A 24,240-nucleotide genomic window follows, 5' to 3' on the forward strand; every position below is an offset into this window, starting at 1 on the left:
GCGGCTATAGATGGTGCAAAGCCCGCAAGGGGGTCAACCCCACGGGCAATAAAAACAGGGGCGGAGGGTGCATCTCGCATGGCGCAAGGATTTGCCGTTGGGCTGTTGCATGGGGCGCTGCTTTGCGTGGCGGGCCTTGGTGCGGCCTCGCTGATCCTTCCCCAGCCGATCCCGCCTTCCGCCGTTCTCGCACCCGCACCCGACCCCGACCCCGACCCCGTCACCGCGCCCCAGCCCGCGCCCGAGCCCGAGCCTGCCCTCCAGCCCGACACCGCGTCCCCGCAAACCAGCGGCAGCCCGGTTGCCGAGACGCTGGCCGTGCCGGAAGGCTCTGAATTCGCGCGGGGAACCGATCTGGCCCCGGTCGCCCCAAGGCCGATGGCCGAACCCGCGCCGCGCATGGGCGATCCGCCCGCCGTCATCGCCCCGGCCGGTGAGGTGGCCCCGATCTCGACCGATCCGACACTGGTTCCGGTTGCCCCCGACAGCAGCCTGAACCCGCCCTCGATCGCGCCGCCGGTCGAAGAGGATGCCGATATCGCGCCGCATGCGATCCTTTCGCCCGCCCAGCCTGCCGCACCGGCGCGGATGGATGCGCCCGGTCTTGACCGGCAGCCGGAACCGATGGCACCGCAACCCGATCGCAACGCGGGTTCCACGGCCACGGGCGACGAACCCGCCTCGCGATCGGAGCCGGATTCGGGCTTCAACCTTTCCACCCCGCCCGATTTCGGCGCCCTGCGCCTGACCGAGCCGAACTGAGTGACTGCATGCTACCCTTGAATCCTGCACTTGCCGCGACCTTCCGCCCGCCCGTGATGGAAGCCCGGCGCTGGCTCGAAGGCGTGAACTTCACGCCCGATCGTCCGCTCATCAATGTCAGCCAGGCTGCACCCGTCGATCCGCCGCCCGAGCCGATGCGCCGCGCCATGGCCGATGCCGCGCTGAACCAGCCCGACGCGCATTTCTACGGACCCGTGCTCGGGCGGCAGGAACTGCGCGAGGCGGTGGCACGCGACTGGTCGCACGCCTATGGCGGCCATGTCCGCCCCGAAGAGGTCGCGATCACGCAGGGCTGCAACCAGGCCTTCTGCGCGGCGATCCAGACCCTTGCCGGGGCAGGGGACGAGATCATCCTGCCGCTGCCCTGGTATTTCAATCACAAGATGTGGCTCGACATGCAGGGCATCCGCACGGTCGGCCTGCATTGCGGGCAGGGCATGATCCCCGATGCCGCCGAGGCCGCCAGGCTGATCACCGATCGCACCCGCGCCATCGTGCTGGTCAGCCCGAACAATCCGTCGGGCGCCGAATACCCGGCCGAAACCCTGCGCGCCTTCTTCGATCTGGCGCGGTCGCGCAACCTCGCGCTGATCGTCGATGAAACCTATCGCGACTTCGACAGCCGCAGCGCAGCGCCGCATCACCTTTTCGCCGATCCCGACTGGGGCGACACGCTGATCCATCTCTACAGCTTCTCGAAAGCCTATCGCCTGACCGGCCACCGGGTCGGCGCGGCGATCGCAAGCGAAGCGCGCATGATCGAGATCGAGAAGTTTCTCGACACCGTCGCGATCTGCGCCAGCCAGATCGGACAGATCGGTGCGCATTGGGGCATGGAGAACCTCAAGGACTGGCTCGCCGGCGAGCGCGCCGAGATCCTTGCCCGCCGTGCCGCCATGGAAGCCGGGATGGCTGACCTGGATGGCTGGAAGGTCAAGGGCTGCGGCGCCTATTTCGCCTGGGTCGAGCATCCTTTCGACATGGCTTCGCCCGAACTCGCCCGCCGTCTGGTGCGCGAGGCGGGCGTGCTGCTGCTGCCCGGCACGATGTTCATGCCGGAAGGCGACGCGGAAGGGGCGCGCCATGTCCGCATCGCCTTCGCCAATGCCGATACCGACGGAATCGGCATGCTCATGGCGCGGCTGAAAGGCTTCGGCGGCTGACAATCCGGCAGTCTTGTGATGGCATGTGCCGCCCCTGTCAGGGTCGCGGCACTTGCCGCCGGGGGCCGTGCGGCCTAAAGACTGCCGACAGGACGAAAACACGGGCGGGAATAATCACATGCGCGGCAAGGGCAAATCGACCATCGTCTGGTTGCTGATGGGGATGCTGGTCCTGGGGCTTGGCGGCTTCGGCGTGACCAATTTCTCGACCGGAACGGCTGATATCGGATCGGTCGGCGATGTCGACATCACGTCGCAGGAATATGCGCGCTCGCTCAGGGGCGAGATGCAGGATTTCGCCGCCCGCACCGGGCGCGAGCTGACCCCGGCCGAGGCGCGTTCCATCGGCATCGACCAGGCCGCGCTCTCGCGTCTCGTGATCGGCGCCGCGCTCGAGGATGAGGCCCACAAGCTCGGGATCTCGGTCGGCGACAATGCCGTGCTCGAACAGATCCGCGATGCGGATGCCTTCAAGGGGCTCGACGGCAATTTCGACCGCGCCCGCTACGCGGATGTCCTTCAGCGCGAGGGCCTGCGCGAAGCCCAGTTCGAACAGGAACTGCGCATGGACCAGGCCCGCATGATCCTGCAGCGCGCGGCGCTGGCCGGCGTGGCCGCGCCCGCCGCCGTGACCGACCGTTCGTTGGGCTGGCTTCTGGAAACACGCGACATCCACTGGCTGGAACTGACCGCCGATGATCTGGCCGAGCCGGTCGCCACCCCTGACGACGCGACGCTGACGGCCTGGCACCAGGCCAATGCCGACCGCTTCACCGCGCCCGAGACGCGCAAGATCACCTATGTCTGGCTGACGCCCGAAATGCTTGAGAAAAGCGTCGAGGTGGATGAACAGGCGCTGCGCGATCTCTATGACCAGCGCAAGGACGAATACCAGCAGCCCGAACGCCGCATGGTCGAACGGCTCGTCTTCCCGACAAAGGATGCCGCCCAGGAAGCCAAGGCCCGGATCGAGGCCGGTGAGGTCACATTCGAGCAGCTCGCCGCCGAGCGCGGCCTGACGCTTGCCGATCTGGACCTGGGCGAGGTTTCGCGCGACGAACTCGGAGCGGCGGGCGATGCGGTCTTTGCGCTTGACCAGCCCGGCGTCGCCGGGCCCGTCGACAGCGATCTCGGCCCCGCGCTCTTTTCGATGAACGCCATCCTCGAGCCCGTGGACATCCCCTTCGAAGAGGCCCGCGACGACCTGCGCATCGAAGCCGCCGTCGACCGCGCGCGTCGCCAGATCGACGAGCAATCCGACAGCATCAACGACCTGATGGCGGGCGGCGCCACGCTCGAGGATCTCGTCAAGGAAACCCGGATGCAGATCGGCCAGGTCGACTGGACCGGTTCGGAACCCGCCGATCCGGGCAGCATCATCGCCTATCCCGAATTCCGCGAACATGCCGAGACCGTCACCGACAAGGATTTCCCCGAGCTTTTCTCCTTCGAGGATGGCGGCATCTTCGCGCTGCGCCTCGACGAGATCGTGCCCCCCGCGCTGATGCCCTTCGACGAGGTGCGCGAGCGCGTGCTGGAAGACTGGCGGCAGAACGAAACCAAGCGCCGCCTGCTCGCGCTCGCCGATGAACGCAAGCTCGAAGCCGAGGTCGCGGGCGACCAGGCCGGTCAGCCGGTTCCCGCCGCCACCGCGCCGGTCGCCCAGGCCGTCGGGGCGGTGGCGCCCGCCGTGACCCCGACCGAAACCCCCGCGGCGCCGGAAATGGGTCAGGCCGAAACCGGACTTGCCCGCGGCGGCTTCATCAACGGCGTGCCGCAGGACATCGTGGCGCGCGCCTTCGAGATCCGCGAGCCGGGCACATCCGAGGTGATCGAGGCCGAAAACCGGGTCTTCCTCGTCACGCTCGATGAAATCCATGCCGCCAGCCTCGAAGGCGACGAGGTCGAGCAGATGCGCAGCGGCATCACCGGTCGCATCGCCGATTCCCTGCGCCAGGACGTCTTCGAATATTTCACCCGCGCGCTCCAGAACCAGGCCGGGGTAAGCATCAACCAGACCGCGATCGACGCGGTGAACGCACAGATGCAGTGATGGACATCTCTCCCGATTACTCCGAATTCGAGCGCGGCTGGGCCCAGGGGCAGAACCAGCTTCTCACCATCCGCCTGGCCGCCGATCTCGATACGCCCGTCAGCCTGATGCTGAAACTGGCCGAGGCGGCGCCGAACAGCTTCATGCTGGAAAGCGTGACCGGCGGCGAGCTGCGCGGGCGGTATTCCTTTGTCGGGATGAAGCCGGACCTGATCTGGGACTGCCGCGACGGCAAGGCGCGGATCAACCGCAATGCGCGCTATTCGGACGAGTTCGAGGATGACACGCGCCCCGCGCTGGAAAGCCTGCGCGCGTTGATCGGGGAAAGCCGCATCGACATGCCGGAAGGCGTGCCTGCGGGCGCGGCCGGGCTTTTCGGCTATCTCGGCTATGACATGATCCGCCTGGTCGAGCGCCTGCCGGATGTGAACCCCGACCCGCTGGGCCTGCCGGACGCGATGATGATGCGTCCCTCGGTCGTGGCCGTGCTCGACGGCGTCAAGGGCGAGGTGCTGCTTTGCGCCCCCGCCTGGCATCAGGACGGAATTCCCGCCCGCGCCGCCTATGCGCAGACCGCCGAACGCCTGATGGAGGCGCTGCGCTCGCTCGACCGACAGCCCAGCGAGCCCCGCGCGCTGGGCCATGACCTGAAGGTCGGCGAATTGCGCTCGAACTTCTCGAAGCCCGCCTACCTGGCTGCCGTCGAGAAGGCCAAGGACTATATCCGCGCGGGCGACATCTTCCAGGTCGTGCCCTCGCAGCGCTGGGCGATGGATTTCCCCCTGCCGCCCTTCGCGCTTTATCGCAGCCTGCGCCGCACGAACCCGTCGCCCTTCATGTTCTACCTGAATTTCGGCGGCTTCCAGATCGTCGGGGCCTCGCCCGAGATCCTCGTGCGCCTGCGCGGCGGCGAGGTGACCGTCCGCCCGATCGCCGGAACCCGCAAGCGCGGCGCGACGCCCGAAGAAGACAACGCGCTGGAAGCCGACCTGCTTTCCGACCAGAAGGAACTGGCCGAGCACCTGATGCTTCTGGACCTCGGCCGCAACGATGTGGGCCGGGTCGCGAAAATGGGCACGGTGAAGCCGACCGAGCAATTCATCGTCGAACGCTACAGCCATGTCATGCACATCGTCTCGAACGTGGTGGGCGAACTCCGCGATGGCGAAGACGCGCTGTCGGCGCTGCTCGCGGGCATGCCCGCGGGAACCGTCTCGGGCGCGCCAAAAGTCCGCGCGATGGAGATCATCGACGAGCTCGAGCCCGAAAAGCGCGGCGTCTATGCCGGTGGCGTCGGCTATTTCGCGGCGAATGGCGAAATGGACATGTGCATCGCGCTGCGCACCGGCGTCATCAAGGACCAGACGCTTTACATCCAGGCGGGCGGCGGCGTCGTCTATGACAGCGACCCCGAGGCCGAGTTCGAGGAAACCGAGAACAAGTCCAACGCCCTGCGCCGCGCCGCCGAGGAAGCGGCAAGGTTCGTGCGCGGCAATAACTGACCACGATCCGAAAGAAACCTGGTGGAAAAGTCCGACTTTTCCAGCAACTCATTCGGACAGGCATTTATTGCCGCGACATTCCGGCTTCAGGGCTGCCAGGCAGGACTGAACAACGGGTTCAGATCAGCGCGTGCAGCTCAATGGGTAGCGTTGCCCGTTCCAGGTGGTCCAGCCCTTGGCTGTTCTTCCCACGGGTTTGGCGAGGTACCAGCGATTGCCGTCGGCATGGGTGAAAAACAGGCCACCCTTGTCGCCACTCTTGGCGTTGGTCAACGACACCCATTTTGACCCGTTATCCGAAAACCTGCCCTTCCAACCTGCGGATACCGAGGACGAACAGATAGTTCCCTCGTCCGTTTCCTCACAGGATTGGCTGCCATTATCGACGACGCTCCACCGCATTCGGGCGGGGCGTCCGTCTATGATGCAATCCCAGTCTCCTCCCCACCATCCGGACGCCATATTGGCAAAGGACGGGGTCGAGAAAGGGAGTGACAATATGCATGCGATGCATGTCAGGGAAATGGCTCTGTGCATATCAATCTCCTGGCAGGCGCAGATTGCGCCCGATGAAACTTATTATGCTCTAAGGTCCAGGATGATCGTTTGAGGGGGTGGTTACCCGAACGACTCATCCGGGAAGGCTAATCCACTGATGTGCGAAAGGGGGCCATGCATCGGAAATCAAAGGTATCTCGATGACGTGGCTTCCAGCATCAGTCATGAAATTCGAGATCTGAAACACGCCCGCATGATAAGCGTGATTGGTGATTTTGTCGAGCATTCGTCGCAAGGATCGCCATCGCGGTTCACCCGCGACCTTCCACGGGCCGTGAAACGGTCTGGCGCCGCAGGGGTGATGAACGGTTGACACGGAGCTTCACTTCCGGTGCACGGCCTGTGTACGCCCGGTGTACGCGCTGTGTACGGATGTCACAGCAAAAACCCCAGCATTTGCTGGGGTTTTCGGGAAAATTCGTGGCAGGCCGCCTCATGCAACGCGCGCTGGCGTTGCGCATAGGGGCGGGGGGCGCTCAGTCCTCGCCGCGATAGGGCTGGACATATTGCAGCGCCATGTCCCAGGGGAAGAAGATCCAGGTGTCCTGGCTCACCTCGGTGACATAGGTCTGGACCATCGGCCGGCCCTTGGGCTTGGCGTAGACGGTCGCGAAATGCGCCTTTGGATAAAGCGTGCGGACATGTTCCAGCGTGCGGCCGGAATCGACCAGATCGTCGATCACCAGAATGCCGTCGCCATCGCCCATCAACTCGTGATCGGGGGCTTTCAGGACCTGGATCTCGCCCTGCTTGGCCTCGGCGCCGACGGCCTTGTAGGATTTGACCGAGATCGTGTCGATGGTGCGCACGTCCAGTTCGCGCGCGACGATCATGGCGGGGACAAGGCCGCCGCGGGTGATCGCCAGGATGGCGCGCCATTCGCGGCCGTCCAGACGCCAGGCCAGCGCGCGCGCGTCGCGGTGCATCTGGTCCCAGCTGATGTGAAAGCCGCGTTCATGGGGCAGGCGATCGTTCATTTTTCTTGTCCTTTCAATGCTTGACGATCAGCATCAGGCCAAGCGCTGCCATTGCGAATGCTGCCGCCCGATCGATCCAGAATTTCGCGCCAAAATAGCGCCTGCGCATGCCTGCTGTCGACATCAGAACAGCAACCAGAGCGTACCAGAAAAGCTCGGTGGCAAGACAGATCGCATAGATCAAGGCCTGACGCTGCGGCGCCATCGGCTCGGGAAAGACGGAAAGGATCAGCGCCGCATAGAAAAGCGCGGGCTTGGGGTTCGACAGGTTCAGGGCAATCCCGCCCCAGAATCCCTTCGAAGCCCCCGAGGCGGCATCCGGCAAGGGTTGCGTCGAGGCGCGCCAGAGCCCCCAGGCGAACCACAGCAGGTAGAAGCCGCCAAATATCTTCATCCCCGCGAAAAGCTGGGGATGAAGCTTGAAGAGAACAGCCAGGCCCAGCAATGCGAAGATGCACCAGAGCGAAGCCCCGGTGGCCAGTCCCAGCCCATAGGGAAGCGCCCGGTTGCGGCCATGCGCGAAGGCGGTCTGCACCGTCGCGATGATCGCCGGCCCGGGCGTCAGGATCGCCAGCGACAGCGCCGAGACAAGCGCGATGACCTGCTCGACGCTCAAGGCGTTCAGTCCTTCTTGACGGCCGCGATATCGGGCGCGTCGACCGCCTTCATGCCGACGACATGATAGCCCGCATCGACATGATGGGTCTCGCCCGTGACGCCAGAACCCAGATCCGACAGCAGGTACAGGGCCGATTTGCCGACCTCGGCCTGCGTCACGTTGCGGCGCAGGGGCGAGTTCAGCTCGTTCCATTTCAGGATGTAGCGGAAATCACCGATGCCGGATGCCGCCAGCGTCTTGATCGGACCGGCCGAGATGCCGTTGACGCGGATGCCGTCCTTGCCCAGATCCTCGGCGAGGTAGCGCACCGACGCTTCCAGCGCGGCCTTGGCGACGCCCATGACATTGTAATGCGGCATCACGCGTTCGGCGCCGTAATAGGTCAGCGTGACCATCGAGCCGCCATTCGGCATCATCGCGGCGGCGCGCCGCGCCACGGCGGTGAAGGAATAGACCGAGATGTCCATAGTCATCAGGAAATTATCGCGCGTCGTGTCGGCATAGCGCCCGCGCAGCTGCTCCTTATCCGAGAAGCCGATGGCATGGACGATGAAATCGATGCTGTCCCAGCGCTCGGCGATGGTCGAGAAGAGCCCGTCGATCGAGGCCTCGTCCGAGACATCGCATTCCGCGATCAGGTCCGAGCCCAGCTGCGCAGCCAGTGGCTCGACGCGCTTCTTCAGCGCCTCTCCCTGATACGAGAAAGCCAGTTCGGCCCCCTGATCGGCCAAAGCCTTGGCGATGCCCCAGGCAATGGATTTGTCATTCGCGAGGCCCATGATGAGGCCGCGACGGCCTTTCATCAGCCCCATACCGGCTTCACTTGACATGATGCTGCCCCTCGCGCTTCTACGGTTTGGGCAGGATTAGGACAACTGCAAGGAGGCATCAAGTGGCGGTGATCGTATGGCCATGACCGAACGGACCGGAATCTTCGCAGGGGATGATCCTTTCGCCATCGCGCGCAGGTGGCTTGATGAGGCACGCCAGACCGAGCCGAACGATCCGAATGCGATCGCGCTCGCCACCGTGGATGCCGCGGGGCTGCCCGATGTGCGCATGGTTTTGCTGAAGGACATCGAGGGCGAGGGGCAGAACGGCTCTTTCGTTTTCTATACCAATTACGAAAGCGCCAAGGGGGCCGAGATCGAGGCGACAGGGGTCGCTTCCTTCGTGATGCACTGGAAATCCCTGCGTCGCCAGATCAGGGTTCGGGGGCGCGTGTCGCGCGTCGATTCGGCCGCGTCGGACGCCTATTTCGCGTCGCGCCCCTTGCAGTCGCGCATCGGGGCCTGGGCGTCTCGACAAAGCCGTCCGCTGGCGAGCCGGGGGGCGCTGATGGCCGAGGTTGCGCGACAGGGAATCAGCTTGGGGTTGAACCCTCCCCGTCCGCCGCAGTGGGGCGGCTATCGCATCACCCCCTTGCAGATTGAATTTTGGGCAGATGGTGCCTTCCGGCTGCATGACCGGTTTTGCTGGATATCGCGTGATTATGCCAATGAAAGCAGGATTCTGACGGAAGTTGCGGAAGAGACAGGGGAAACTTTCTGGATCGTCCAGCGTCTTAGCCCTTGATGCGGAAGACCGTTTTATCCATGGTATGGAAAACCTGACTAATTTCTGATCCGGTGCGACCAGCTGAACCTTGCCCTTGGCGCAAGGTTTGGCCCGTGACCGGGAAAGTCCATTATCCGGTTTCTGTTGAATGGGATAAAAGAGTGATATGACCGATAACGACGATCAGCAGCGGGAAATCGTTGGCGTCGTCAAATGGTTCGACGGCAGCAAGGGATTCGGGTTTCTGACGGATCCTGATGGCGGGTCGGACATTCTGCTGCACGCCAACGTCTTGCGCAACTTTGGGCAGAGTTCAGTTGCCGAGGGGGCGCGCGTCAGAGCCATTGTCCAGAAGACGCCGCGCGGGGTCCAGGCGATCGAAATTCTCGCGATCGACGCCCCTGCCAGCGAACCGATGCCAGCCATTGCGGATCTGTGCTCGGCCACGCCCGAGGAGGTCGCGTTGCTGCCTCTTCTGCCGGCGCGGGTCAAGTGGTTCGACAAGGCCAAGGGATTCGGCTTTGCGAATGTCTTCGAACAGAAGGCCGACGTGTTTCTTCACATTGAGGTTCTGCGGCATTCCGGCTTTTCAGATCTCGCCGTCGGCGAGGCAATCGCGCTCCGTATCGTCGATGGGCGCCGCGGGTTGATGGCGGCACAGATCACGTCGTGGGAAAGGGCCGCGCTCGAGGCGCGCAGCACACAACCGGGGGGAGCGGCCGCGCTCGCTAAATTGCGGCTGGTTGCGGGCGCGGTATGAACAAGCTGGCCGCAGCTGTTGTTCTTGCTTTCACAAATCTGAGCTTTGTCACAGCCACCGCCGAGGAAATTGCCTGTCGCGCCGACAGGGCAACGTTTCTCGGCGCGGCCGAGCCGGTCATCGTGCCGGTCGAGATCGCCGACGATCCCGAGGAACGGTCCCGTGGGCTGATGTTCCGCAAGGAGCTTGCATCTGGCTCGGGCATGCTTTTCATCTACGAGACACCGCAGCCAGTGAGCTTCTGGATGCGCAACACGCTGATCCCGCTCGACATGATCTTCATCGACGCGCGAGGCGAGGTCCGCCATGTTCATCCGATGGCAAGGCCGCTTGATGAGACGTCGATCCCCGGCGCCGCCAAGGGTGATCCCTCGCCGGACCGGCTGATGGTGCTTGAGGTCGCCGGGGGCGCCGCCGCACAGCTGGGCATTCGCCCGGGGATGGTCCTTGCCCACCCGCGCCTGCCGCAGAAAATTGCGCTTGCGCGGTGTGACTGAGCCGCTTCGATCCATTTTCCCCCTTTTCCCCGATCGCCTCAAGGGCTAGACAGCCGTTGGTTCGGGGCGTAGCGCAGCCTGGTAGCGCGACGGTTTTGGGTACCGTAGGCCGGAGGTTCGAATCCTCTCGCCCCGACCAGTACTTAGATGCAATCAAGAACGAATGGTTTGCATCTTGGTTTGCAAGAGATTGCTTGACCTTGCCTCGAACCGCCTGAATGCTGTCGCTACGTTCAGAGGAAGGTGATTTGCATGGCTTTTTTTTTCAGAAGTTGAAGAGCGCGGACTTCGGTTGGCGCGGATGAGCCTGCACATCATTGGTGGTGAAGGTGACTTCGAACCGCAGCCAGAACTCGCTGTGGTGCACGACGATTTCCTGCTTGTTTTATTGAAGGGCATCGCTTCCGAGCCTGTCTACAAGTTCAAGGAAGCATCCCAAACGAAGGAAACCGTTCGCCGTCTGGCGAAGGGAGACCTGACGTTCGAGCGCGGTGCGCAGCTGTTGGCCGAAGATTTCTGTCGTTTTCACGCGACCTCAAATGCGAAGGATGGTGCCTTCTTCGTTTTTGAACTGGCCATCGATTTCGACGACAGGACGCGTTATTTCGCATTAATCAAGTATGACTACAGTCAGGCGCTTGAGTTGATTCATCAAGCCGAGGGCAATGGTCTGCGGCGAATTGTTGAAGCGTTCGCCGGCAGCAAGGCCTCAATTCAGAAGTCCGCGATCGTGCGGGTGGTAGACGGAAATGTGGACTCTCAAATTTCTACCCACGATAGGATGGGGAAGCCCCAGCCGATCTTGACAGACTTCTTCACCGCGTTTCTTCAGGTGGAACGCGAACGTGATGACGAAGAGCTTACGAGGGCGGCAAAGGAAGTTGTGCGCTCAGCCATACGAGACCACCAGGACCTACTTCCTGCAGGCAAAGTGGCGAGCGCTATCGCTCGAGCAAACCACGTTCTAAGAGCTGCCCCCGAGATTTCGGAAGATGTTGTCAAGCAGGCAGTATGGGTGGGAATGGGGCAGCCGGAGGACGAAGCCACTAAGGCCAAGCTTGACGCGGCCTCCTCTCGTCTTCTGAAACGCTATAAGTTAAACGGTGTGGCATTCTCGCCTGCAGCAGGTGTACTTCCTCAGTCTGTCAAGAGGCAAGTCATCACTGACGAAGGCGTCAAGATTGAGTATAATACCGCCTTAGAGGGGCAATCGGTAGTGGTCGAGCCACTGGAGACAGGGGGCACGCGCTTCACGATCACGACGAAGGGCTACAAAGATGACGTCAGCTCTGAAAAGCTTGGCCGATGATCTCGATCGACTAACAGAGAATGGAAACGCTTCGGTCGTCGAGACCCAGACTGCCCTCACGATAGCGAAGCTAGAGGCGGCGGAGGCCCACAATATCTGGGTTTCCGTCAACAAGCTCGGCTGGCCCATCACTGCAGAAGATGAGGCCGGCGAACCAGTTCTCGATGAGTTGGGATTCGATCCTGCGCTCGGTCAATATATTCTAACCTGTAGAAAGCCTGACCATCCTGATGAGCGATTGGTCGTTACCAAGGCTGGCTTGCGCCAGGGGCTTTCTGAGCCTGGCGCTCAAGGAAATTGGCAGGTTGTCTGTTGCCAGGTGTCATTTGCAACTGGTTTGTTCCAGATATCCCCGCTTGGCGCGGAGGACGTATTTGTACCTGCGTCCCCGGTGAAGAGCCCGCAAGAGATTGTGAGGGAAACGATTGAGCCGCGTCGAACCCCGTCTGACATCCGCAAGTGGCTCATTCGTGGTGGAGTCACCGACGACCGGCGATCTGACCCGGCTTTCGAGGTTTTTGCCGAAGAGGCTGCTCCAAGACTTGCACGGGCGATATGCAGCGAATGCGGGGCTTCGGAGGATCTAATTTTCCTTGGTCCGCCGAGAATGACTCTGCGATCAGCGCCGGGTTTATATGGAGATCTAACTCCTGTAGGAATCGCGAGTTTGAATAACGCTGTCGCGTGGGTCTACGAGGATCCGGCGGCGACTGAACAGAGGCATGGTCTTTTAGCAGCCGAGATCGCTCGTTTAGCTACTCGTGGAGAGACTTTGGCGCATTTTTTGAATGGCGCCGGGAGCGAGATTTTACAGAATGCGCGTCTCGCTTACCAACTTAGCCTTTCTGAGCTAAGCCGAGAAGCAATTAAGACGCAGGGCGATTTGCGCAAAGCTATCGCAGACGATACGACCAAGGCTGCGGAATCGACAAGAACGCTGTCGACTGCGATTGCGGTTTCGATTGCCACGGCGATTACTTTGATTACGGCGCGCTCTACAGGATCTGCGGACCCATGGGTTATCAGCGTTATAGCTGGGGTTGTAGCGGCATATCTTGTGACCATAGCTATAAACGGCTGGATGCACTTAAGGCTGCAGAGACGTCTCCGCGAACAATGGAGGCGTCGATTCTATAACTTTGTTGCCCAAGACGACTACGATGCAATGGTGACTATTCCGGCGCGTGATGCAGAGCGGCCTTACAACATTACTGGATATGTATCTATTTTCATCGCTCTCATTCTGGGTGCGCTATCCTTCGCGTCGGTGTTCCATGGAAATCAGACCGAAGAGCCGAAGGAGCTCGAGCAAAGCTTGCAGCAGGTAGAGTCCAAGGTTGAAACGATGCCGGATGCGATTGTGGCGCCTCCCGGTGCGGTTCAGCACGAAGAGGTCGATTCGAAAAGGCCTAGTTCGGATGCCGATCAAGGAAACAGTCAACAGGGTCCATAAGCCACCAAGTAATATGGCAATTGTCTTCGGGTTCCCGCTACTTCCGTTGAGCGTTTGCAAGATATAGCTTTGCCGCCAGCCCATCGCTCATTGCGGGCGACAGGGCGACATAACGCTCAATGACCTCTGCGGCATGCTTGATCGACCAGCCCATGTGGGTGGCGATTTCCTTCAGCTCCGCCCCGGCATCCAGCAACCTGGTCGCCGCGGTCCCGCGAGCGTCATAGAGCCGCAGCTCCTTCCGGATCTTCAACTTGTCGCGCCATTCGGCGACCGCGTCGCCGAGGTAGTTCTCGTGCTGATAAGGTCGGCCGCTCTTGTTGACGATCAGGCTGCGCTGATCGGCTGGCGTTGCGGCAATGATCTCGGCCATTGCTTCTGTCACGGGTATCGAGGCGAGACGCTTTCTCTTCTGGGTCCAGATGACGATTCGCTGGCCGTGCGGTGTCCGGTGGATGTGTTCGCGCGAGAGCTGGGCGAGATCACCCGGCCGCAATCCGGTTTCCAGGGCGATCGCCAGGATACGCCAGACGTGAGCAGGGGCGCCCGCCTTGAATTTTTCAACCTCGTCCGCGAGCCAGAAGATCTCCGCACGCTGACTTTTGTAGATCGATTTGATCTGAGTCAGATGGTGCTGTCTGATCATCGTGCGGTCCACTGCGAACGCGACCAGGCGCTGCAGGTGGCGAATACGATCGTCGCCGACCTTGCCGCCGATCTTGTCGCGCCAGTCCAGCGCCTGACGTCGTATCCTTGGATCGTCGAACGCGGCCAAGGGGGCGTCACCGAACTTTTTGTCGATACCGTTTTCGGGGTGATAGAATGACTTGCGCATGTCCGACTGTGTCCGCGGTGCGAGGCCGCTGAAATCCTGGCTATCGAGGAAGCGGAGAATCAGCGATCGAAACTTGCCTTGTGCTGGGGATCCGCTGGATTCGACGCGGGAGAAGGCCGCCACGTATTCCGGCGATCCAATCTTGATCTCGCTGGCGCTGTCCCAAAATTTCACAGCACCTTTGCCGCGGCCGACATAGTGATGCTCGCGGACAGTGCCGTCTGCCAGCTTCTTCCGTACCCGGTTGATGCCCTTCAGGTTAACTCTCGTCATCATCCCCAAACCATTTGTCGACCTCTGTCCGATTGGTGCGCACGGTCTCCGGCAGAATCCGAATCGTTCCCTCGACGGTCACCTCGACAACAGAGCGGGCATCGATTGAGCGCGCAACCTTCATCGCGCGGCGGATATCCGCTTCGGTGAATGAGGCTCGTCGTCCCATCAGGCGGTCTTTCTCAATTCTTCACTCGCGTGGCCGCCCCACTGCGCGGCGCAAGCCTTGGCAATTCCTTCAAACGTCCGGCTGCGGATCTTCCAGCGATCGGGGCCCGGCGAGGCGCGATGGATCGAAGACCATGCCTTGTGCCGCTCAGGCTCGATCGCCTTTCTCGGGGGCGTCAGACGGTTGGTTGCCGTGAGTGCTGGCAGGCCGCGAAGATAGAAGCCCGTTGCCTTGAATGCCTCTTCGCCAAACCACCACGGTTGGACGATCTGGGGCTTCGGCAGATCTGCAGGCAGGCGCGCTCGGCCGTGCTTGTGCATCACGGGGTTCTCGACCGCGACCCGGGCAACCGGAGCCTTCCAGCAAGCTGCGAAGAGGTCAGCGCCCTGGTCCAGGAGCCGCCACATGACCGCGAGCTTCAACTCCCGTGCCATCGATGGCCAGGCTGTCTTCTCGCCCGCGCTGGCGTCCTCTGGCGGGTTCTTCGGGGGCTCTGCCAGCCATCGCACCCCGCTGTTGCAAAGTCGGGTGCAGGGTGGGTGACAGACGACAAGCAGATCCCACCCGAAATCGAGGTAATCCCGTACGTCACCGACGATGTGATGATTGCTTCCGTCCTCGGCTGGCAGCAGGTCTACCGAGGTTGCGTCGTGACCCAGAGCTGCGAAAGCGCGGCGCATTACGCCAGAGGTCTCGCACAGGATGCCGACACGGAGGGCGGGTGCGCTCATGCCGCTTCCTCCCGGCCTGTCAGATGTCGATCGATTTGCTCCTGCGCTTCGTCCAGCGTCTCGGCGCTGCCTAAGCCGTCGGTCTCGCAGCTCGTCCACACCCATGGTGTGCAAGGGACGTCATATTTGCGGATGTCGATGCCGCGATAATTGATGCCGGCACGGTGGTAACGATCGATCATCTCAATCACCGATCGACTTGGCGCAGACCATGCCGGCCGCGAAAATCATGAACAGTTCAAAGACGGTCATGAGCGTTTCCTTGCGATGGTGGCCAATACCTCGTCCAACGCGGCGTTGTGGGCCTCGTCCTCGGCGCTGAGCGGATGGCCATGGGCATGCCGGCGCAGACGCTTTATCCGGATGGCCATTTCGTCCTGGTACTTTCTGGGCGCGAGGTGCGCTTCGCCCTGCCACGAGATGTATGGGCTGATCTGAACCGTGATGATCCGGGCGGACGTGCTCATTCTGAACTCCCAATCCGGCCACCTTTGAGGCCCTTGTCATAGGTCCGCAGCAGCAGGAAGGCGGCGTGGCTCTTATTCGATCCGCCGCTGATCTTGCTGAGCTGGCGCGCGTTGTCGGCGATCTGCTCGAAGTCGCTTTCCTCGATGACGGTGGCCAGTCGATCGATGTCACCCTTGGCCGCGATGACCTTTGCTGTGACGATGGTTACGGCCTCGATATTGAGGCTGGTCAAGGCATCAGCATTGTCGGGCTGGCCGTCCGTCAGCATTTCAAGCGCGGTAAAAACGATCCCCCGGCCGTGCGCTTTGATCAGCTTGTAAAGGACCGATATCGATCGCGTTTGCCGAGGGCGAAGGGGAATGCCTGGCAGCACATCAGTGCTGATCTCAAGCTCGGCCAGCATGGCGCCAAGCTCCAACGCATCCGGATCTCCGGCGGCTACCTTCGCGCGGAACTTGTCGACCGGCGTGACGGCGGTCCGGACATCGTTGATTGCAACGAACGTCGCCGCTTCGGCCGCCTCACCAACTGCGACCATAGCGGGTACGTCCTGAATGCCCATGGCGGCAGCTGCGACGGCCCGGTGCTGCCCATCGACGACCGACAGCTTTCCGTCTTTGCGCACGACGCTGATCGCGCCGAAGCGCAGCCAGTCGAACTCGGCGATGATCCGTGCGACGGTGCTGCGGCCTTTGGCGCTCATGGACCGCTGATAGTGGCCATCAATGATCAGGTCAGAAACCGGGATCATTTCAAAGCTCGCAGCCCGGTCGGGTGACTCGAGGCAGACGCCCTCGGGAACTTGCTTGCGCAGCCAGGCGTCCACCATGTCGGAAACGGGGCGGGTTGATGCGGTCATGAGAATCGAACTCCCGTGATGCGGGTGGCGCCGGGATCGGCCTCGGCGCAGAACTGCCACTGTCCATCGCCGTCGATGAAGTTCGGATCGGCCTGACGGATCCAGTGCGACTGGACTTCGAGCTCCTCGAGGGCGAGAGCATCCTCGCCGAGGCCAGCGTAATAGCTCGCAGCCTCGGCGATCCTCTCTGCAGTGATGGTCTCCGGCGGGACTTCGCCCCAGGCGAAGCAGGCCTGCGGATAGCCATCGGCATCCGTGGAGAACTCCAATCGGTGCGCAGTGTTCATGCGGTTTCTCCGAACTTTGGGATTGATCGCCCCTGTTCGACCAGCCAGGTCGGCGCTGGCACATCTCGGCTCATCCCGTTGATTGAAAATGCCCCCGGCGCATGCGATGGCCGGGGGCCAGTGGATCCGGCGGGACAGGTTAGATGCCGGATCGAGCATGAGGGCATGTGGATTTCGCGCGCCGGGGCTATCGGCTCGGGCCCGACAGATTGGCCGCGCGGTGGCGCTGCGTGACCCTTATTCCGTGCTGAGAGGCGAGGATGAGGAAGGCAAGCCGACGGAATGTCTCGGGCAGCGTCGCGGCCAGATTGGGATCGCAAATGACGGCGCGCGCATCGGCGATGGCACGTGGTGTGGCGGGAAGGGATGTCGTCTGGGGTAGTGAATGGGTCTGCATCTTGAGCTCCATCCAAGGGTTGAGGATGGAGCAAAAATTGCAGGATTAAAATCCTATGTCAATCAAAATAAGGATTATAGTCCTACAAACTGAGGACTCAAATCCTTTAGCCTTTTTTTGGGGGGCATGTCCTGCGCTGCGATCGGGCTAATGCCCTTGCCATTGGTCAATCTTAACGGAACGATAAAACCCAACGGATCTGAGTAAGTGGGGCCCATGAAGAACAAGTCGGACGCTCTAAGGTGCCTGCTTCAACTCGATGACAGTGCTATTCTTAACTTGCGCTTCGCCGTGGAAGTGATGAAGGCGAAGTCGAGGGAGTATCCTTCTCAACCTCAGCTGGCGGGAGAGGCTGATGAACCTTTTTCTGGCTCTGGCGATCTTCTGATGCTTGTTGCGTTACCAGGAACCGAGCATATGTAAGTGCTTCTTGTATAAGACTCGCAGGCAATTGCTGTAGTTCTTCTAGCAGCTCGATCGCTGGCCTGGCGTCAGCGTGCTCGCCAATAGCAATGATGTCCGACAGGCGATACCCCATGGCCGACGCTATCTTCTGCGCGGTATCGATTCGTGGTGAAGCGTTGTTGCCCGCAAGAAGTTTTCTGAGAGTCGAGTTGTCCAAGCCCGCAGCCACAGAGATCGTGGCAGGCTTGAGATCTGGTCTCGCGTCAAATATCTGACGCAACCCTTCGATGAATGGGTCCCTCACAGTCATGATCCCAGTTTGAGTGAAGGACGCTAATCCTTCCATGGGATAATAGTCCTTGACATGAGTGAGGATTTTAATCCTATAGTTCTGGCATGATCACAGAGTTCGTCATAGCCTGCTCTCAGTACGCCCAGCGTCGAGGAATTTCCTTGGTCACGCTTGGCCTCTACGCGGTGTCCGACAGTCGTCTTTTCGCTCGTCTCAATCGTGGGGGCCAATGCATGCCAAGGACGATGGAAAGAGTGCTCGCCTACATGAAGGCTAACCCTCCAGCTTCGGCGGATGATGGGATCGAGAGTGACATTAAACCGGCCACTTTTTCGGCCCCAAACGTCGAGCATACCAATGTCCAATTCCCTGAAACCCAACGCTAACCATGCTACATCTGCTCGCGCGAAAATGTCCCGTGAAAGGGCCTTTGACCGAAGGCGCTCGGCGCCGGCGATCCGCCGCGGCCATATCCATGCCATCAACCGTGATGCGTTCATGCGACGCTGGTCACACCTGATGATCGCCAGTTTTGGCTCGCGCGAGGAATGCGCCGTGCATTTCAGCGTCACCTTCCAGACTGCCTGCAACTGGTTCGACGGCATGTGCCGCCCCTATGGCGACATTGTCGATTACGCGGTCGAAACGCTGCCGCGCTACGCCGAGATCATGCGGGGTCGGTCATGAGCGAACCGTTGAATGACTGGGAGACACTGACAATGGATGCGCAGGACACCGACAGTGCGTCTGCGCCGAAGCGCGCGGATCGCCACCCTGCGGATGATCCGACTCAGCTGTTTCCCCGTGAGGGCATGCAACACCCGATCTCGGAGAGGGCGGCATGGGATTTGTGCGGGCCGTTCGTGGGATTGGTCCGGTGCAGTTGGCGCATCAGACGTTCGGATCACTATGTCTTCGACGAGGCCATCAAGGCCTGGTGGGGCCGGCTGCGCTCGTCGCGGCTGCCGGAAGAGCGACTGTCATGCGAACGGATGATTAACGCGCTCAGCTTGGCCAATGGTCTGGACCAGCACAAGCGGGGTGCTGATCTCACCGCGGAGAATGTCAAACACTTCACGAGCCTCCGCAGGGAAGCGGCGCAAGCTCGCAGAGAACAGGAGGAAGCCGCGTGCGTCGACGCCTGGCGGGGTTTCAGTCCGTGCGCATGAAGTCATCCTTCAGCGCTTCGATCGCCAGTGCCTCCGGAGTGACGGGATCATTGGGATCGGGATGTCTGATTTCGATGGAATCCGTCTCGGCGATGGCTTTGTTGAACTTGGCAATGATTTCGTCATGCAATTCGGGATCTCTTTCGACCGCCAGTTTGAGCAAGTCGGTCAGGATCGTTTCCAACGCGTTCACGCGCAGTTCGAGACGGCGGGTATCTGACATTTTCGTTCCTCGCGATGTGCCCGGGAAGCTTGCGCGCAATGCAGGACGACTCGCAATTCGAAAGGCATGTCATGACTTTCGGGCTTTCAGGATGCCCGGGGCGGGGGAGTGGTGGGGCGGCACGGCCTGACCGCGAGTAACCCGCTGCGATTCCGTCCGCTTCGGGCGAAGCGAAGGGAAGCGGAATCGTGGAATCCTGCGGCTGGCCCGGCCGAGAGCCGTTCTGCCGACGGCGGGGCAAAAACATCACCGGCCTCCTCCTCCGTTCGGGCCGGTGATCAGGGCGCGGCGCCTCCTCGCATCTTGCCGCCGCGCCCAACCGTTTCGCGAAACCTGGGAGAGCACATGGAACATGTCTTGAATCGATCGAGAGCCAGGCGCGCAGGGAGCGCAGACACTACCGGGGCTTTCCTTTCATCTTCTTTTCAGCTTGCGCAGCAAGTTCCAGAAGACGACGGCCGAGATCTGCCGCTTGAGGTGCGCTTATCGCGAATTGGTAAATCTGATTCTCGGGAACCAGCCCGTCGGCGGTCGACCAGCTTTCGTGAAAGAGGCGGACTATGACGGCAAGGCCCTGGTCACCTTCTCCAAGGGCGTTGGAAAAGCTGTCCACCGAAATGGCCACCGGGCTCTCGTCGTGGACATCGACGATCAATCCATTTCGCACCGTAAACACGCGGCACTCCAATATCTTACAAAGTTTCGCTCTGCGATCAGACAGGGCCGGATCACCAGGAAATGCGAGGTCGGCAATGAATATTCAGCGTAATTGTGACATTTCGGCCTTGCCAGTCGGAGGACTGGCATCGGTCCGCGCCAGGTTCGGGATGATGGCCCTAGGGTATGGGGCAAAGGCCGATCTGGTCAACCCTGACGCGATAGACCGTGTCGGAGCTCTCGTCTTCCAGACCTTCGGCGCGGGTCATGAGCTGACGCGCGAAATGGATCACTTCATCGACACGGTGATGTCCGCGGCTGGCCGTCCAGAAGTTTGGAGCGAGGCCGGCGACCGCCTGCTGCGCGCGGTCGAACGCACGACCTGGTCGGGAGCAGAGAAGCGGGCGGATCTCGATGGCTGAGCGGCAGAGGCTTTCGCCCCATGATCATGCCCTGATCCATGCGCTTGCACTTTTGTCGCGGCCCGAGCTGAGGGACCGCAGCAAGATCGGCATGATCGTCGGGATGATCCAGGACGTCTTGCCCCGGGTGTCGCGCCAGGTCGAACGCCTCCGCCCGCTGATCGTGCTGGCCGAACAGTTTGCCAGCCAGAAGCAGGGCCCGCTGGGCGATTTCGGCGGCCTGCATGACCGGGCCCGGAGCATCATGAACGACTGGGACGGTCGGCGTCTCGCGGATGCCTGGGACGTGGTCACCGGGAAGGCGGAATGATGGACAGGATATCCCATCCCGATCTTAGCTCGGTGCAGCGCCTGGTGCTGCGCCATCTCGACAGCCTCGAGGAAGGGTTCGGCCCCGCAGCGGATCTGGTGATCGTCGAAGAGCTTTGCCGCGGCGTCCCGGTCGAGGCGATCGCGAAGCGGATCGGCAGCAGCAGCCATGACGTCGTCGCACGCTGGTACCAGATGCTCTTCCCCGCGATCACCACCGAAATGGGCGTCCTGACGATCGATGGCCGTCGGGATCTGCTGGTTGCCGTGCGCAGAAGGGCAGGCACGGCATGAAGGGCGAAGATCACCGCCTGGAAGAGGCCAAGGCCATGCCGATCGCCGATATCGTCGCACGGCTGGAACTGGCGGGACTGGTTCGGACCGGTGGCGAGCTGGTCGGTCCTTGCCCGCAATGCGGTGGCCGGGATCGCTTCGGGGTGAACCTGCGGACCGGCATGTTCCAGTGCCGCAAGGAATGTGGGCCCAATGCCAAGGGCGATCAGATCGCACTGGTGCAACATGTCATGGGCATGGATTTCCGGGCGGCGCTCGAATGGCTCTGCGGTCCGGCCGAAGGTCTGAGCGATGCCGAGCGCGCCGAACGCCGGCGCAAATCCGAAGCGAACCGGCGCAAGCAGGATGATATCGCCCGCAAGCAGCGCGAAAGCTCGATCAGCTCGGCGCGTGACATCTGGTTCGCGGCGCAGCCCGCCGAGGGCACGGCCGTGCGCGATTACCTGGCGCTGCGGGGCATCGATCCCGATCTCTATCCGCGTCTGCCGCAATGCGTCCGTTTCGATCCGGCCGCGCGCTACACCATTCCGGCCGAACGCCCTGGGCAATGGGAGGTCATTCATACCGGACCGGCGATGATCTGTGCCGTGGTCGATGCGGGAAACCGGGTGACCGCGGTGCATCGGACATGGCTCGATCTTGGCCAACCCAAGGGCAAGCTGATCCTGCCCGACCCGAGAAAGGCGGGCGAAACGCTGCCGGCCAAGAAGGTGCTGGGATCGAAGAAGGGCGGGGCCATCCGGTTCCTGACTCCGAAGGGAAGCGACACCATGATCATGGCCGAGGGGGTCGAGACGACCCTTTCCGCCCTGATCGCGGAAACCGCGCCGCAGGCCACAGCCTATTGGTGCGGGGTCGATCTGGGCAACATGGCCGGCCGCATGCAACGCGGCCCCGGCCTGAAATTCGCGGGACTGCCGGATCTCGACGATGCCGATGCCTGGTTGCCGCCCGAATGGGTGCGCAGGCTCATCTTCGTCCAGGACGGCGACAGCGATCCCAAGCTGACGACCGCAAAACTCAAGGCCGGCCTGCGCCGCGCCATGATCAAGCGACCCGGTTTGCGCGGGTCCATCGTCCATGCCGGGGAGGGCAGGGACCTCAACGATATCCTGATGGGACAGCAATGAAAGATCATGTCGAAGAGAGCGCGCTCGACCAGGTGCGCAACGTCATGGGCCATGCCGAAGATGTCGACCTTCCCGAGGGCTATGCCAGGGAGGATGACGGTGACGTTCCCGAGGATTACGCTCCCCCGCCGCCCCCTCCCGAGGACAGGCTGCCTGACGATGACGAACCCGAGGACCCGGTTTCCCAATCCTCGCGCCAGCCGCTGAACGATATCGGCAATGGTTGTCGTTTCCGCATCCATTTCGGCGAAAACCTCCTTTTCGTCTCACAAGTCGGCTGGTTCGTCTGGGACGGTGCGCGCTGGAAACGGGATCCGGAGATAAGTCGCGATTGCTCGCCCTTGGTCCGCAGCCGTGCCCATCAGATGTCGGGGCTGATCGAGAAGGAGATCGATTGGCTGCAGCCGTCGAAGCGCGACCGGCAATTGCTCGAGGAAGAGCGGAAGCTGCGCAGCCGGCGGATCGAGATCGAGGCCATGCCGGACTATGCCGGGGATGAGACCCTGATCGACGAGCTCGGCCAGATCGGGACGCGCCTGCGCACCATCGATGGTGCGTTGAAGACGCATAAATCGCTGATCGGGCGTCGGCTGACCCATGCAAAGAATGCCGGGAACAGCGGCCCGATGTCGAACATGATCGGTGAGGCCCGCGTCATGCTGGCCCATGCCGTCGACGAGATGGACAAGGGCGACCTCGACGTGAACACGCTATCGGGCGTGTTGCGCTTTACCCGGATCCCGGGCGATCCGGAAAACGGCATGTCGGCCATGTCGCATGTCGAGCTGGTCGCGCATGACCGCGCGCAGTTGCTGACCAAGGTCATGCCCGTGGCATATGACCCGGACGCAAAATGCCCGCGCTTCGATGAGTTCCTGCAGCAGATCCAGCCGAATATCGAGATGCGGAAATTCCTGCAGCGCTGGTTTGGCCTTTCGATGTCGGGCCTCGATATCCAGAAGCTCGCCTTCTTCCATGGCGGCGGTGCCAACGGCAAATCCGTCCTGGTCGACCTCATGGCCCGGATGATGGGTGACTATGCCGCGACGGCAAAGATCGAGAGCCTGACCGGGAAGAACAAGAAGAGCGGCTCGGATTCCCAGCCTGACCTGATCCCGTTGATCGGGGCCCGGATAGTGCGTACCTCGGAGCCGGAAGAGGGCGAGCGCCTGCAGGAGGGCCTGGTGAAAGCGTTGACCGGGGGCGAGCCGATGATGGTTCGGGCGCTCTATACCGACATGATCACCTTTCAGCCGATCTTCAAGCTGACCATCTCGGGCAACCACCTGCCCGACATCCGGGGCGGGGATGACGGGATCTGGCGCCGCCTGATGCTGGTGACCTTTCCGGTGCAGATCCCGGAAAAGAAGCGCATCCCCAAGAAGGAACTGGACGACATCCTCTGGCAGGAACGATCGGGGATCCTGAACTGGCTGGTGCAGGGACTGATCGATTACCTCGATGGTGGCCTGCGCGAGCCCGAGGCGGTCCAGGCCGCGACCGAGGGCTATCGCAAGGACAGCGACCCGATCGGCACCTTCCTGGCCGATGCGACGATCGTCACCGGTCATGAGGGCGATTTCATGACGGGCCGCGAGCTGAACGAGGCCTTCAACTTCTGGATCGAGGAACGCGGCGATTCCCGCTGGGGGCTCAGGACGGTTTCGCTTCGGATGAAGGCCAAGGCCGATGCCTGGCGCCATCCCGACAGCGGCAAGACCTTCGCGGCCGGCAAGTCCGGGGTGACCGGCTATCGCGGGATCAGGCTGACCGAGGAATTCGCGGCCCGCAAGCGCGCGGCCGAGGCGCAGGAAAGCCAATCGTCATGGGCGCCGCGATGACCCCGCACCCCCTTCCTCATCCACAGACGACCATGCGGGCCTGCGGGCCCGCTGCGCATTTCTGTGGCTCGGGTCCGAATTTGGGCCTGACGGGCGTGAGATCGGAAGGGGCAGGGCTTGAGATGGTTGCGGGGTCAGGGGGAGGCGCATGCACGATTTCAACAGCTTAGACACAGGATTTGGGCTTGAGGGCTTGAGGGGCCTGAAAATCCCGCATGTACCCGCGCGCGTATTCTCAAGGGGTCAGG

Annotated in this window: 30 protein-coding genes and 1 tRNA gene; 18 read left to right on the plus strand and 13 right to left on the minus strand. The window is 61.9% G+C overall.

Annotated elements, in window-relative coordinates:
- Positions 1 to 78: 78 nt before the first annotated feature.
- From RGQ15_RS06930 to trpE, 4 genes are all read left to right on the plus strand, one after another.
- Positions 79 to 762, plus strand: coding sequence for a hypothetical protein (locus RGQ15_RS06930; protein WP_311159485.1), 684 nt, complete (start codon positions 79 to 81; stop codon positions 760 to 762).
- A gap of 8 nt (positions 763 to 770) precedes the next feature.
- Complete coding sequence (locus tag RGQ15_RS06935; RefSeq protein ID WP_311159486.1) at positions 771 to 1,946, plus strand: aminotransferase; 1,176 nt, start codon at positions 771 to 773, stop codon at positions 1,944 to 1,946.
- A 118-nt stretch (positions 1,947 to 2,064) separates the two neighbouring features.
- Entirely contained in the window at positions 2,065 to 3,999 is a 1,935-nt protein-coding gene (locus RGQ15_RS06940; RefSeq protein WP_311159487.1) for a peptidyl-prolyl cis-trans isomerase, read from the plus strand.
- On the plus strand, positions 3,999 to 5,501 hold the full coding sequence (trpE, locus tag RGQ15_RS06945; RefSeq protein WP_311159488.1) for an anthranilate synthase component I: 1,503 nt from the start codon (positions 3,999 to 4,001) through the stop codon (positions 5,499 to 5,501). The genes RGQ15_RS06940 and trpE overlap by 1 nt, the downstream gene beginning before the upstream one ends.
- Positions 5,502 to 5,624: 123 nt before the next feature.
- On the opposite strand, the gene RGQ15_RS06950 is transcribed toward trpE, so the two are convergent.
- The 4 genes from RGQ15_RS06950 to fabI form a co-directional block, all read right to left on the minus strand.
- Complete coding sequence (locus RGQ15_RS06950; RefSeq protein WP_311159489.1) at positions 5,625 to 6,038, minus strand: DUF6006 family protein; 414 nt, start codon at positions 6,036 to 6,038, stop codon at positions 5,625 to 5,627.
- 497 nt (positions 6,039 to 6,535) lie between these two features.
- A complete protein-coding gene (gene gpt / locus RGQ15_RS06955; RefSeq protein WP_311159490.1) occupies positions 6,536 to 7,036 on the minus strand; it encodes a xanthine phosphoribosyltransferase in 501 nt (166 codons plus the stop codon).
- Positions 7,037 to 7,049: 13 nt separating this feature from the next.
- Positions 7,050 to 7,652, minus strand: a complete 603-nt coding sequence (locus RGQ15_RS06960) for a LysE family translocator (protein WP_311159491.1) — start codon at positions 7,650 to 7,652, stop codon at positions 7,050 to 7,052.
- Positions 7,653 to 7,657: 5 nt separating this feature from the next.
- The gene (gene fabI / locus RGQ15_RS06965) at positions 7,658 to 8,485 is read right to left on the minus strand and encodes an enoyl-ACP reductase FabI (RefSeq protein ID WP_311159492.1); all 828 of its coding nucleotides are present in this window, start codon (positions 8,483 to 8,485) and stop codon (positions 7,658 to 7,660) included.
- Positions 8,486 to 8,567: 82 nt separating this feature from the next.
- Here fabI and pdxH point away from each other — a divergent pair, with 82 nt between their 5' ends.
- The 6 genes from pdxH to RGQ15_RS06995 all read left to right on the plus strand — a co-directional run bounded on the left by pdxH (position 8,568) and on the right by RGQ15_RS06995 (position 13,231).
- Entirely contained in the window at positions 8,568 to 9,230 is a 663-nt protein-coding gene (gene pdxH / locus RGQ15_RS06970) for a pyridoxamine 5'-phosphate oxidase (protein WP_311159493.1), read from the plus strand.
- 148 nt (positions 9,231 to 9,378) lie between these two features.
- A complete protein-coding gene (locus tag RGQ15_RS06975) occupies positions 9,379 to 9,972 on the plus strand; it encodes a cold-shock protein (RefSeq protein WP_311159494.1) in 594 nt (197 codons plus the stop codon).
- Positions 9,969 to 10,469 carry a DUF192 domain-containing protein gene (locus RGQ15_RS06980; protein WP_311159495.1) on the plus strand — a complete coding sequence of 167 codons (501 nt, stop codon included), beginning with the start codon at positions 9,969 to 9,971 and terminating at the stop codon, positions 10,467 to 10,469. Before RGQ15_RS06975 ends, RGQ15_RS06980 begins: the two co-directional genes overlap by 4 nt.
- A gap of 62 nt (positions 10,470 to 10,531) precedes the next feature.
- Positions 10,532 to 10,608 (plus strand) — tRNA-Pro (locus RGQ15_RS06985).
- A 162-nt stretch (positions 10,609 to 10,770) separates the two neighbouring features.
- On the plus strand, positions 10,771 to 11,778 hold the full coding sequence (locus tag RGQ15_RS06990) for a nucleoid-associated protein (RefSeq protein ID WP_311159496.1): 1,008 nt from the start codon (positions 10,771 to 10,773) through the stop codon (positions 11,776 to 11,778).
- Entirely contained in the window at positions 11,747 to 13,231 is a 1,485-nt protein-coding gene (locus RGQ15_RS06995) for a hypothetical protein (protein WP_311159497.1), read from the plus strand. Before RGQ15_RS06990 ends, RGQ15_RS06995 begins: the two co-directional genes overlap by 32 nt.
- Before the next feature lie 37 nt (positions 13,232 to 13,268).
- Here the strand turns inward: RGQ15_RS06995 and RGQ15_RS07000 are convergent, their stop codons facing one another.
- The 7 genes from RGQ15_RS07000 to RGQ15_RS07030 all read right to left on the minus strand — a co-directional run bounded on the left by RGQ15_RS07000 (position 13,269) and on the right by RGQ15_RS07030 (position 17,250).
- A complete protein-coding gene (locus RGQ15_RS07000; protein WP_311159498.1) occupies positions 13,269 to 14,342 on the minus strand; it encodes a tyrosine-type recombinase/integrase in 1,074 nt (357 codons plus the stop codon).
- 165 nt (positions 14,343 to 14,507) lie between these two features.
- Entirely contained in the window at positions 14,508 to 15,239 is a 732-nt protein-coding gene (locus RGQ15_RS07005; RefSeq protein WP_311159499.1) for a hypothetical protein, read from the minus strand.
- Positions 15,236 to 15,421 (minus strand): hypothetical protein, encoded by a 186-nt coding sequence (locus RGQ15_RS07010; RefSeq protein WP_311159500.1) that lies wholly within the window; start codon positions 15,419 to 15,421, stop codon positions 15,236 to 15,238. The genes RGQ15_RS07005 and RGQ15_RS07010 overlap by 4 nt, the downstream gene beginning before the upstream one ends.
- A 66-nt stretch (positions 15,422 to 15,487) precedes the next feature.
- On the minus strand, positions 15,488 to 15,706 hold the full coding sequence (locus RGQ15_RS07015; RefSeq protein WP_311159501.1) for a hypothetical protein: 219 nt from the start codon (positions 15,704 to 15,706) through the stop codon (positions 15,488 to 15,490).
- The gene (locus tag RGQ15_RS07020) at positions 15,703 to 16,566 is read right to left on the minus strand and encodes a DUF6551 family protein (RefSeq protein ID WP_311159502.1); all 864 of its coding nucleotides are present in this window, start codon (positions 16,564 to 16,566) and stop codon (positions 15,703 to 15,705) included. Before RGQ15_RS07020 ends, RGQ15_RS07015 begins: the two co-directional genes overlap by 4 nt.
- Entirely contained in the window at positions 16,563 to 16,853 is a 291-nt protein-coding gene (locus tag RGQ15_RS07025) for a hypothetical protein (protein WP_311159503.1), read from the minus strand. The genes RGQ15_RS07020 and RGQ15_RS07025 overlap by 4 nt, the downstream gene beginning before the upstream one ends.
- Positions 16,854 to 17,040: 187 nt before the next feature.
- Positions 17,041 to 17,250, minus strand: a complete 210-nt coding sequence (locus RGQ15_RS07030; protein WP_311159504.1) for a hypothetical protein — start codon at positions 17,248 to 17,250, stop codon at positions 17,041 to 17,043.
- Between the two features lie 216 nt (positions 17,251 to 17,466).
- On the opposite strand from RGQ15_RS07030, the gene RGQ15_RS07035 reads away from it, so the two are divergent.
- The 3 genes from RGQ15_RS07035 to RGQ15_RS07045 all read left to right on the plus strand — a co-directional run bounded on the left by RGQ15_RS07035 (position 17,467) and on the right by RGQ15_RS07045 (position 19,116).
- Positions 17,467 to 17,673: a hypothetical protein gene (locus tag RGQ15_RS07035; protein ID WP_311159505.1), complete on the plus strand. Its 207-nt coding sequence runs from the start codon at positions 17,467 to 17,469 to the stop codon at positions 17,671 to 17,673.
- A gap of 772 nt (positions 17,674 to 18,445) precedes the next feature.
- The gene (locus tag RGQ15_RS07040) at positions 18,446 to 18,634 is read left to right on the plus strand and encodes a hypothetical protein (protein ID WP_311159506.1); all 189 of its coding nucleotides are present in this window, start codon (positions 18,446 to 18,448) and stop codon (positions 18,632 to 18,634) included.
- A complete protein-coding gene (locus RGQ15_RS07045) occupies positions 18,631 to 19,116 on the plus strand; it encodes a hypothetical protein (RefSeq protein WP_311159507.1) in 486 nt (161 codons plus the stop codon). Before RGQ15_RS07040 ends, RGQ15_RS07045 begins: the two co-directional genes overlap by 4 nt.
- On the opposite strand, the gene RGQ15_RS07050 is transcribed toward RGQ15_RS07045, so the two are convergent.
- Together RGQ15_RS07050 and RGQ15_RS07055 are read right to left on the minus strand one after the other, a co-directional pair.
- Positions 19,100 to 19,339: a hypothetical protein gene (locus RGQ15_RS07050; RefSeq protein ID WP_311159508.1), complete on the minus strand. Its 240-nt coding sequence runs from the start codon at positions 19,337 to 19,339 to the stop codon at positions 19,100 to 19,102. The genes RGQ15_RS07045 and RGQ15_RS07050 overlap by 17 nt on opposite strands.
- A gap of 397 nt (positions 19,340 to 19,736) precedes the next feature.
- Complete coding sequence (locus RGQ15_RS07055; protein WP_311159509.1) at positions 19,737 to 19,994, minus strand: hypothetical protein; 258 nt, start codon at positions 19,992 to 19,994, stop codon at positions 19,737 to 19,739.
- Between the two features lie 97 nt (positions 19,995 to 20,091).
- On the opposite strand from RGQ15_RS07055, the gene RGQ15_RS07060 reads away from it, so the two are divergent.
- From RGQ15_RS07060 to RGQ15_RS07080, 5 genes are read left to right on the plus strand one after another with little or no spacing between them, the layout of a single operon-like run.
- Positions 20,092 to 20,418 (plus strand): hypothetical protein, encoded by a 327-nt coding sequence (locus RGQ15_RS07060; protein WP_311159510.1) that lies wholly within the window; start codon positions 20,092 to 20,094, stop codon positions 20,416 to 20,418.
- Positions 20,411 to 20,728 carry a hypothetical protein gene (locus RGQ15_RS07065; protein ID WP_311159511.1) on the plus strand — a complete coding sequence of 106 codons (318 nt, stop codon included), beginning with the start codon at positions 20,411 to 20,413 and terminating at the stop codon, positions 20,726 to 20,728. The genes RGQ15_RS07060 and RGQ15_RS07065 overlap by 8 nt, the downstream gene beginning before the upstream one ends.
- Entirely contained in the window at positions 20,728 to 21,021 is a 294-nt protein-coding gene (locus RGQ15_RS07070; RefSeq protein WP_311159512.1) for a hypothetical protein, read from the plus strand. The genes RGQ15_RS07065 and RGQ15_RS07070 overlap by 1 nt, the downstream gene beginning before the upstream one ends.
- Positions 21,018 to 22,151, plus strand: coding sequence for a DUF7146 domain-containing protein (locus tag RGQ15_RS07075; protein ID WP_311159513.1), 1,134 nt, complete (start codon positions 21,018 to 21,020; stop codon positions 22,149 to 22,151). Before RGQ15_RS07070 ends, RGQ15_RS07075 begins: the two co-directional genes overlap by 4 nt.
- Positions 22,148 to 23,992 carry a DNA primase family protein gene (locus tag RGQ15_RS07080; RefSeq protein WP_311159514.1) on the plus strand — a complete coding sequence of 615 codons (1,845 nt, stop codon included), beginning with the start codon at positions 22,148 to 22,150 and terminating at the stop codon, positions 23,990 to 23,992. The genes RGQ15_RS07075 and RGQ15_RS07080 overlap by 4 nt, the downstream gene beginning before the upstream one ends.
- Positions 23,993 to 24,240 lie beyond the last annotated feature (248 nt).

It is taken from the genome of Paracoccus sp. MBLB3053, from assembly GCF_031822435.1.
GTDB lineage: Bacteria > Pseudomonadota > Alphaproteobacteria > Rhodobacterales > Rhodobacteraceae > Paracoccus > Paracoccus aurantius.

Coding starts and splice junctions, on each gene's coding strand:
- fabI (WP_311159492.1), bottom strand. CDS start 8,485: ATGTCAAGTGAAGCCGGTATGGGGCTGATGAAAGGCCGTCGCGGCCTC.
- RGQ15_RS07080 (WP_311159514.1), top strand. CDS start 22,148: ATGAAAGATCATGTCGAAGAGAGCGCGCTCGACCAGGTGCGCAACGTC.
- RGQ15_RS07005 (WP_311159499.1), bottom strand. CDS start 15,239: ATGAGCGCACCCGCCCTCCGTGTCGGCATCCTGTGCGAGACCTCTGGC.
- trpE (WP_311159488.1), top strand. CDS start 3,999: ATGGACATCTCTCCCGATTACTCCGAATTCGAGCGCGGCTGGGCCCAG.
- pdxH (WP_311159493.1), top strand. CDS start 8,568: ATGACCGAACGGACCGGAATCTTCGCAGGGGATGATCCTTTCGCCATC.
- RGQ15_RS07050 (WP_311159508.1), bottom strand. CDS start 19,339: ATGTCAGATACCCGCCGTCTCGAACTGCGCGTGAACGCGTTGGAAACG.
- RGQ15_RS07000 (WP_311159498.1), bottom strand. CDS start 14,342: ATGATGACGAGAGTTAACCTGAAGGGCATCAACCGGGTACGGAAGAAG.
- RGQ15_RS07045 (WP_311159507.1), top strand. CDS start 18,631: ATGAGCGAACCGTTGAATGACTGGGAGACACTGACAATGGATGCGCAG.
- RGQ15_RS07075 (WP_311159513.1), top strand. CDS start 21,018: ATGAAGGGCGAAGATCACCGCCTGGAAGAGGCCAAGGCCATGCCGATC.
- RGQ15_RS07030 (WP_311159504.1), bottom strand. CDS start 17,250: ATGCAGACCCATTCACTACCCCAGACGACATCCCTTCCCGCCACACCA.
- RGQ15_RS06930 (WP_311159485.1), top strand. CDS start 79: ATGGCGCAAGGATTTGCCGTTGGGCTGTTGCATGGGGCGCTGCTTTGC.
- RGQ15_RS06990 (WP_311159496.1), top strand. CDS start 10,771: ATGAGCCTGCACATCATTGGTGGTGAAGGTGACTTCGAACCGCAGCCA.
- RGQ15_RS06935 (WP_311159486.1), top strand. CDS start 771: ATGCTACCCTTGAATCCTGCACTTGCCGCGACCTTCCGCCCGCCCGTG.
- RGQ15_RS07010 (WP_311159500.1), bottom strand. CDS start 15,421: ATGATCGATCGTTACCACCGTGCCGGCATCAATTATCGCGGCATCGAC.
- RGQ15_RS07070 (WP_311159512.1), top strand. CDS start 20,728: ATGGACAGGATATCCCATCCCGATCTTAGCTCGGTGCAGCGCCTGGTG.
- RGQ15_RS07015 (WP_311159501.1), bottom strand. CDS start 15,706: ATGAGCACGTCCGCCCGGATCATCACGGTTCAGATCAGCCCATACATC.
- RGQ15_RS06980 (WP_311159495.1), top strand. CDS start 9,969: ATGAACAAGCTGGCCGCAGCTGTTGTTCTTGCTTTCACAAATCTGAGC.
- RGQ15_RS06995 (WP_311159497.1), top strand. CDS start 11,747: ATGACGTCAGCTCTGAAAAGCTTGGCCGATGATCTCGATCGACTAACA.
- RGQ15_RS07065 (WP_311159511.1), top strand. CDS start 20,411: ATGGCTGAGCGGCAGAGGCTTTCGCCCCATGATCATGCCCTGATCCAT.
- RGQ15_RS07060 (WP_311159510.1), top strand. CDS start 20,092: ATGAATATTCAGCGTAATTGTGACATTTCGGCCTTGCCAGTCGGAGGA.
- gpt (WP_311159490.1), bottom strand. CDS start 7,036: ATGAACGATCGCCTGCCCCATGAACGCGGCTTTCACATCAGCTGGGAC.
- RGQ15_RS06975 (WP_311159494.1), top strand. CDS start 9,379: ATGACCGATAACGACGATCAGCAGCGGGAAATCGTTGGCGTCGTCAAA.
- RGQ15_RS07040 (WP_311159506.1), top strand. CDS start 18,446: ATGCGACGCTGGTCACACCTGATGATCGCCAGTTTTGGCTCGCGCGAG.
- RGQ15_RS07025 (WP_311159503.1), bottom strand. CDS start 16,853: ATGAACACTGCGCACCGATTGGAGTTCTCCACGGATGCCGATGGCTAT.
- RGQ15_RS07035 (WP_311159505.1), top strand. CDS start 17,467: ATGAAGAACAAGTCGGACGCTCTAAGGTGCCTGCTTCAACTCGATGAC.
- RGQ15_RS06950 (WP_311159489.1), bottom strand. CDS start 6,038: ATGCACAGAGCCATTTCCCTGACATGCATCGCATGCATATTGTCACTC.
- RGQ15_RS07020 (WP_311159502.1), bottom strand. CDS start 16,566: ATGACCGCATCAACCCGCCCCGTTTCCGACATGGTGGACGCCTGGCTG.
- RGQ15_RS06940 (WP_311159487.1), top strand. CDS start 2,065: ATGCGCGGCAAGGGCAAATCGACCATCGTCTGGTTGCTGATGGGGATG.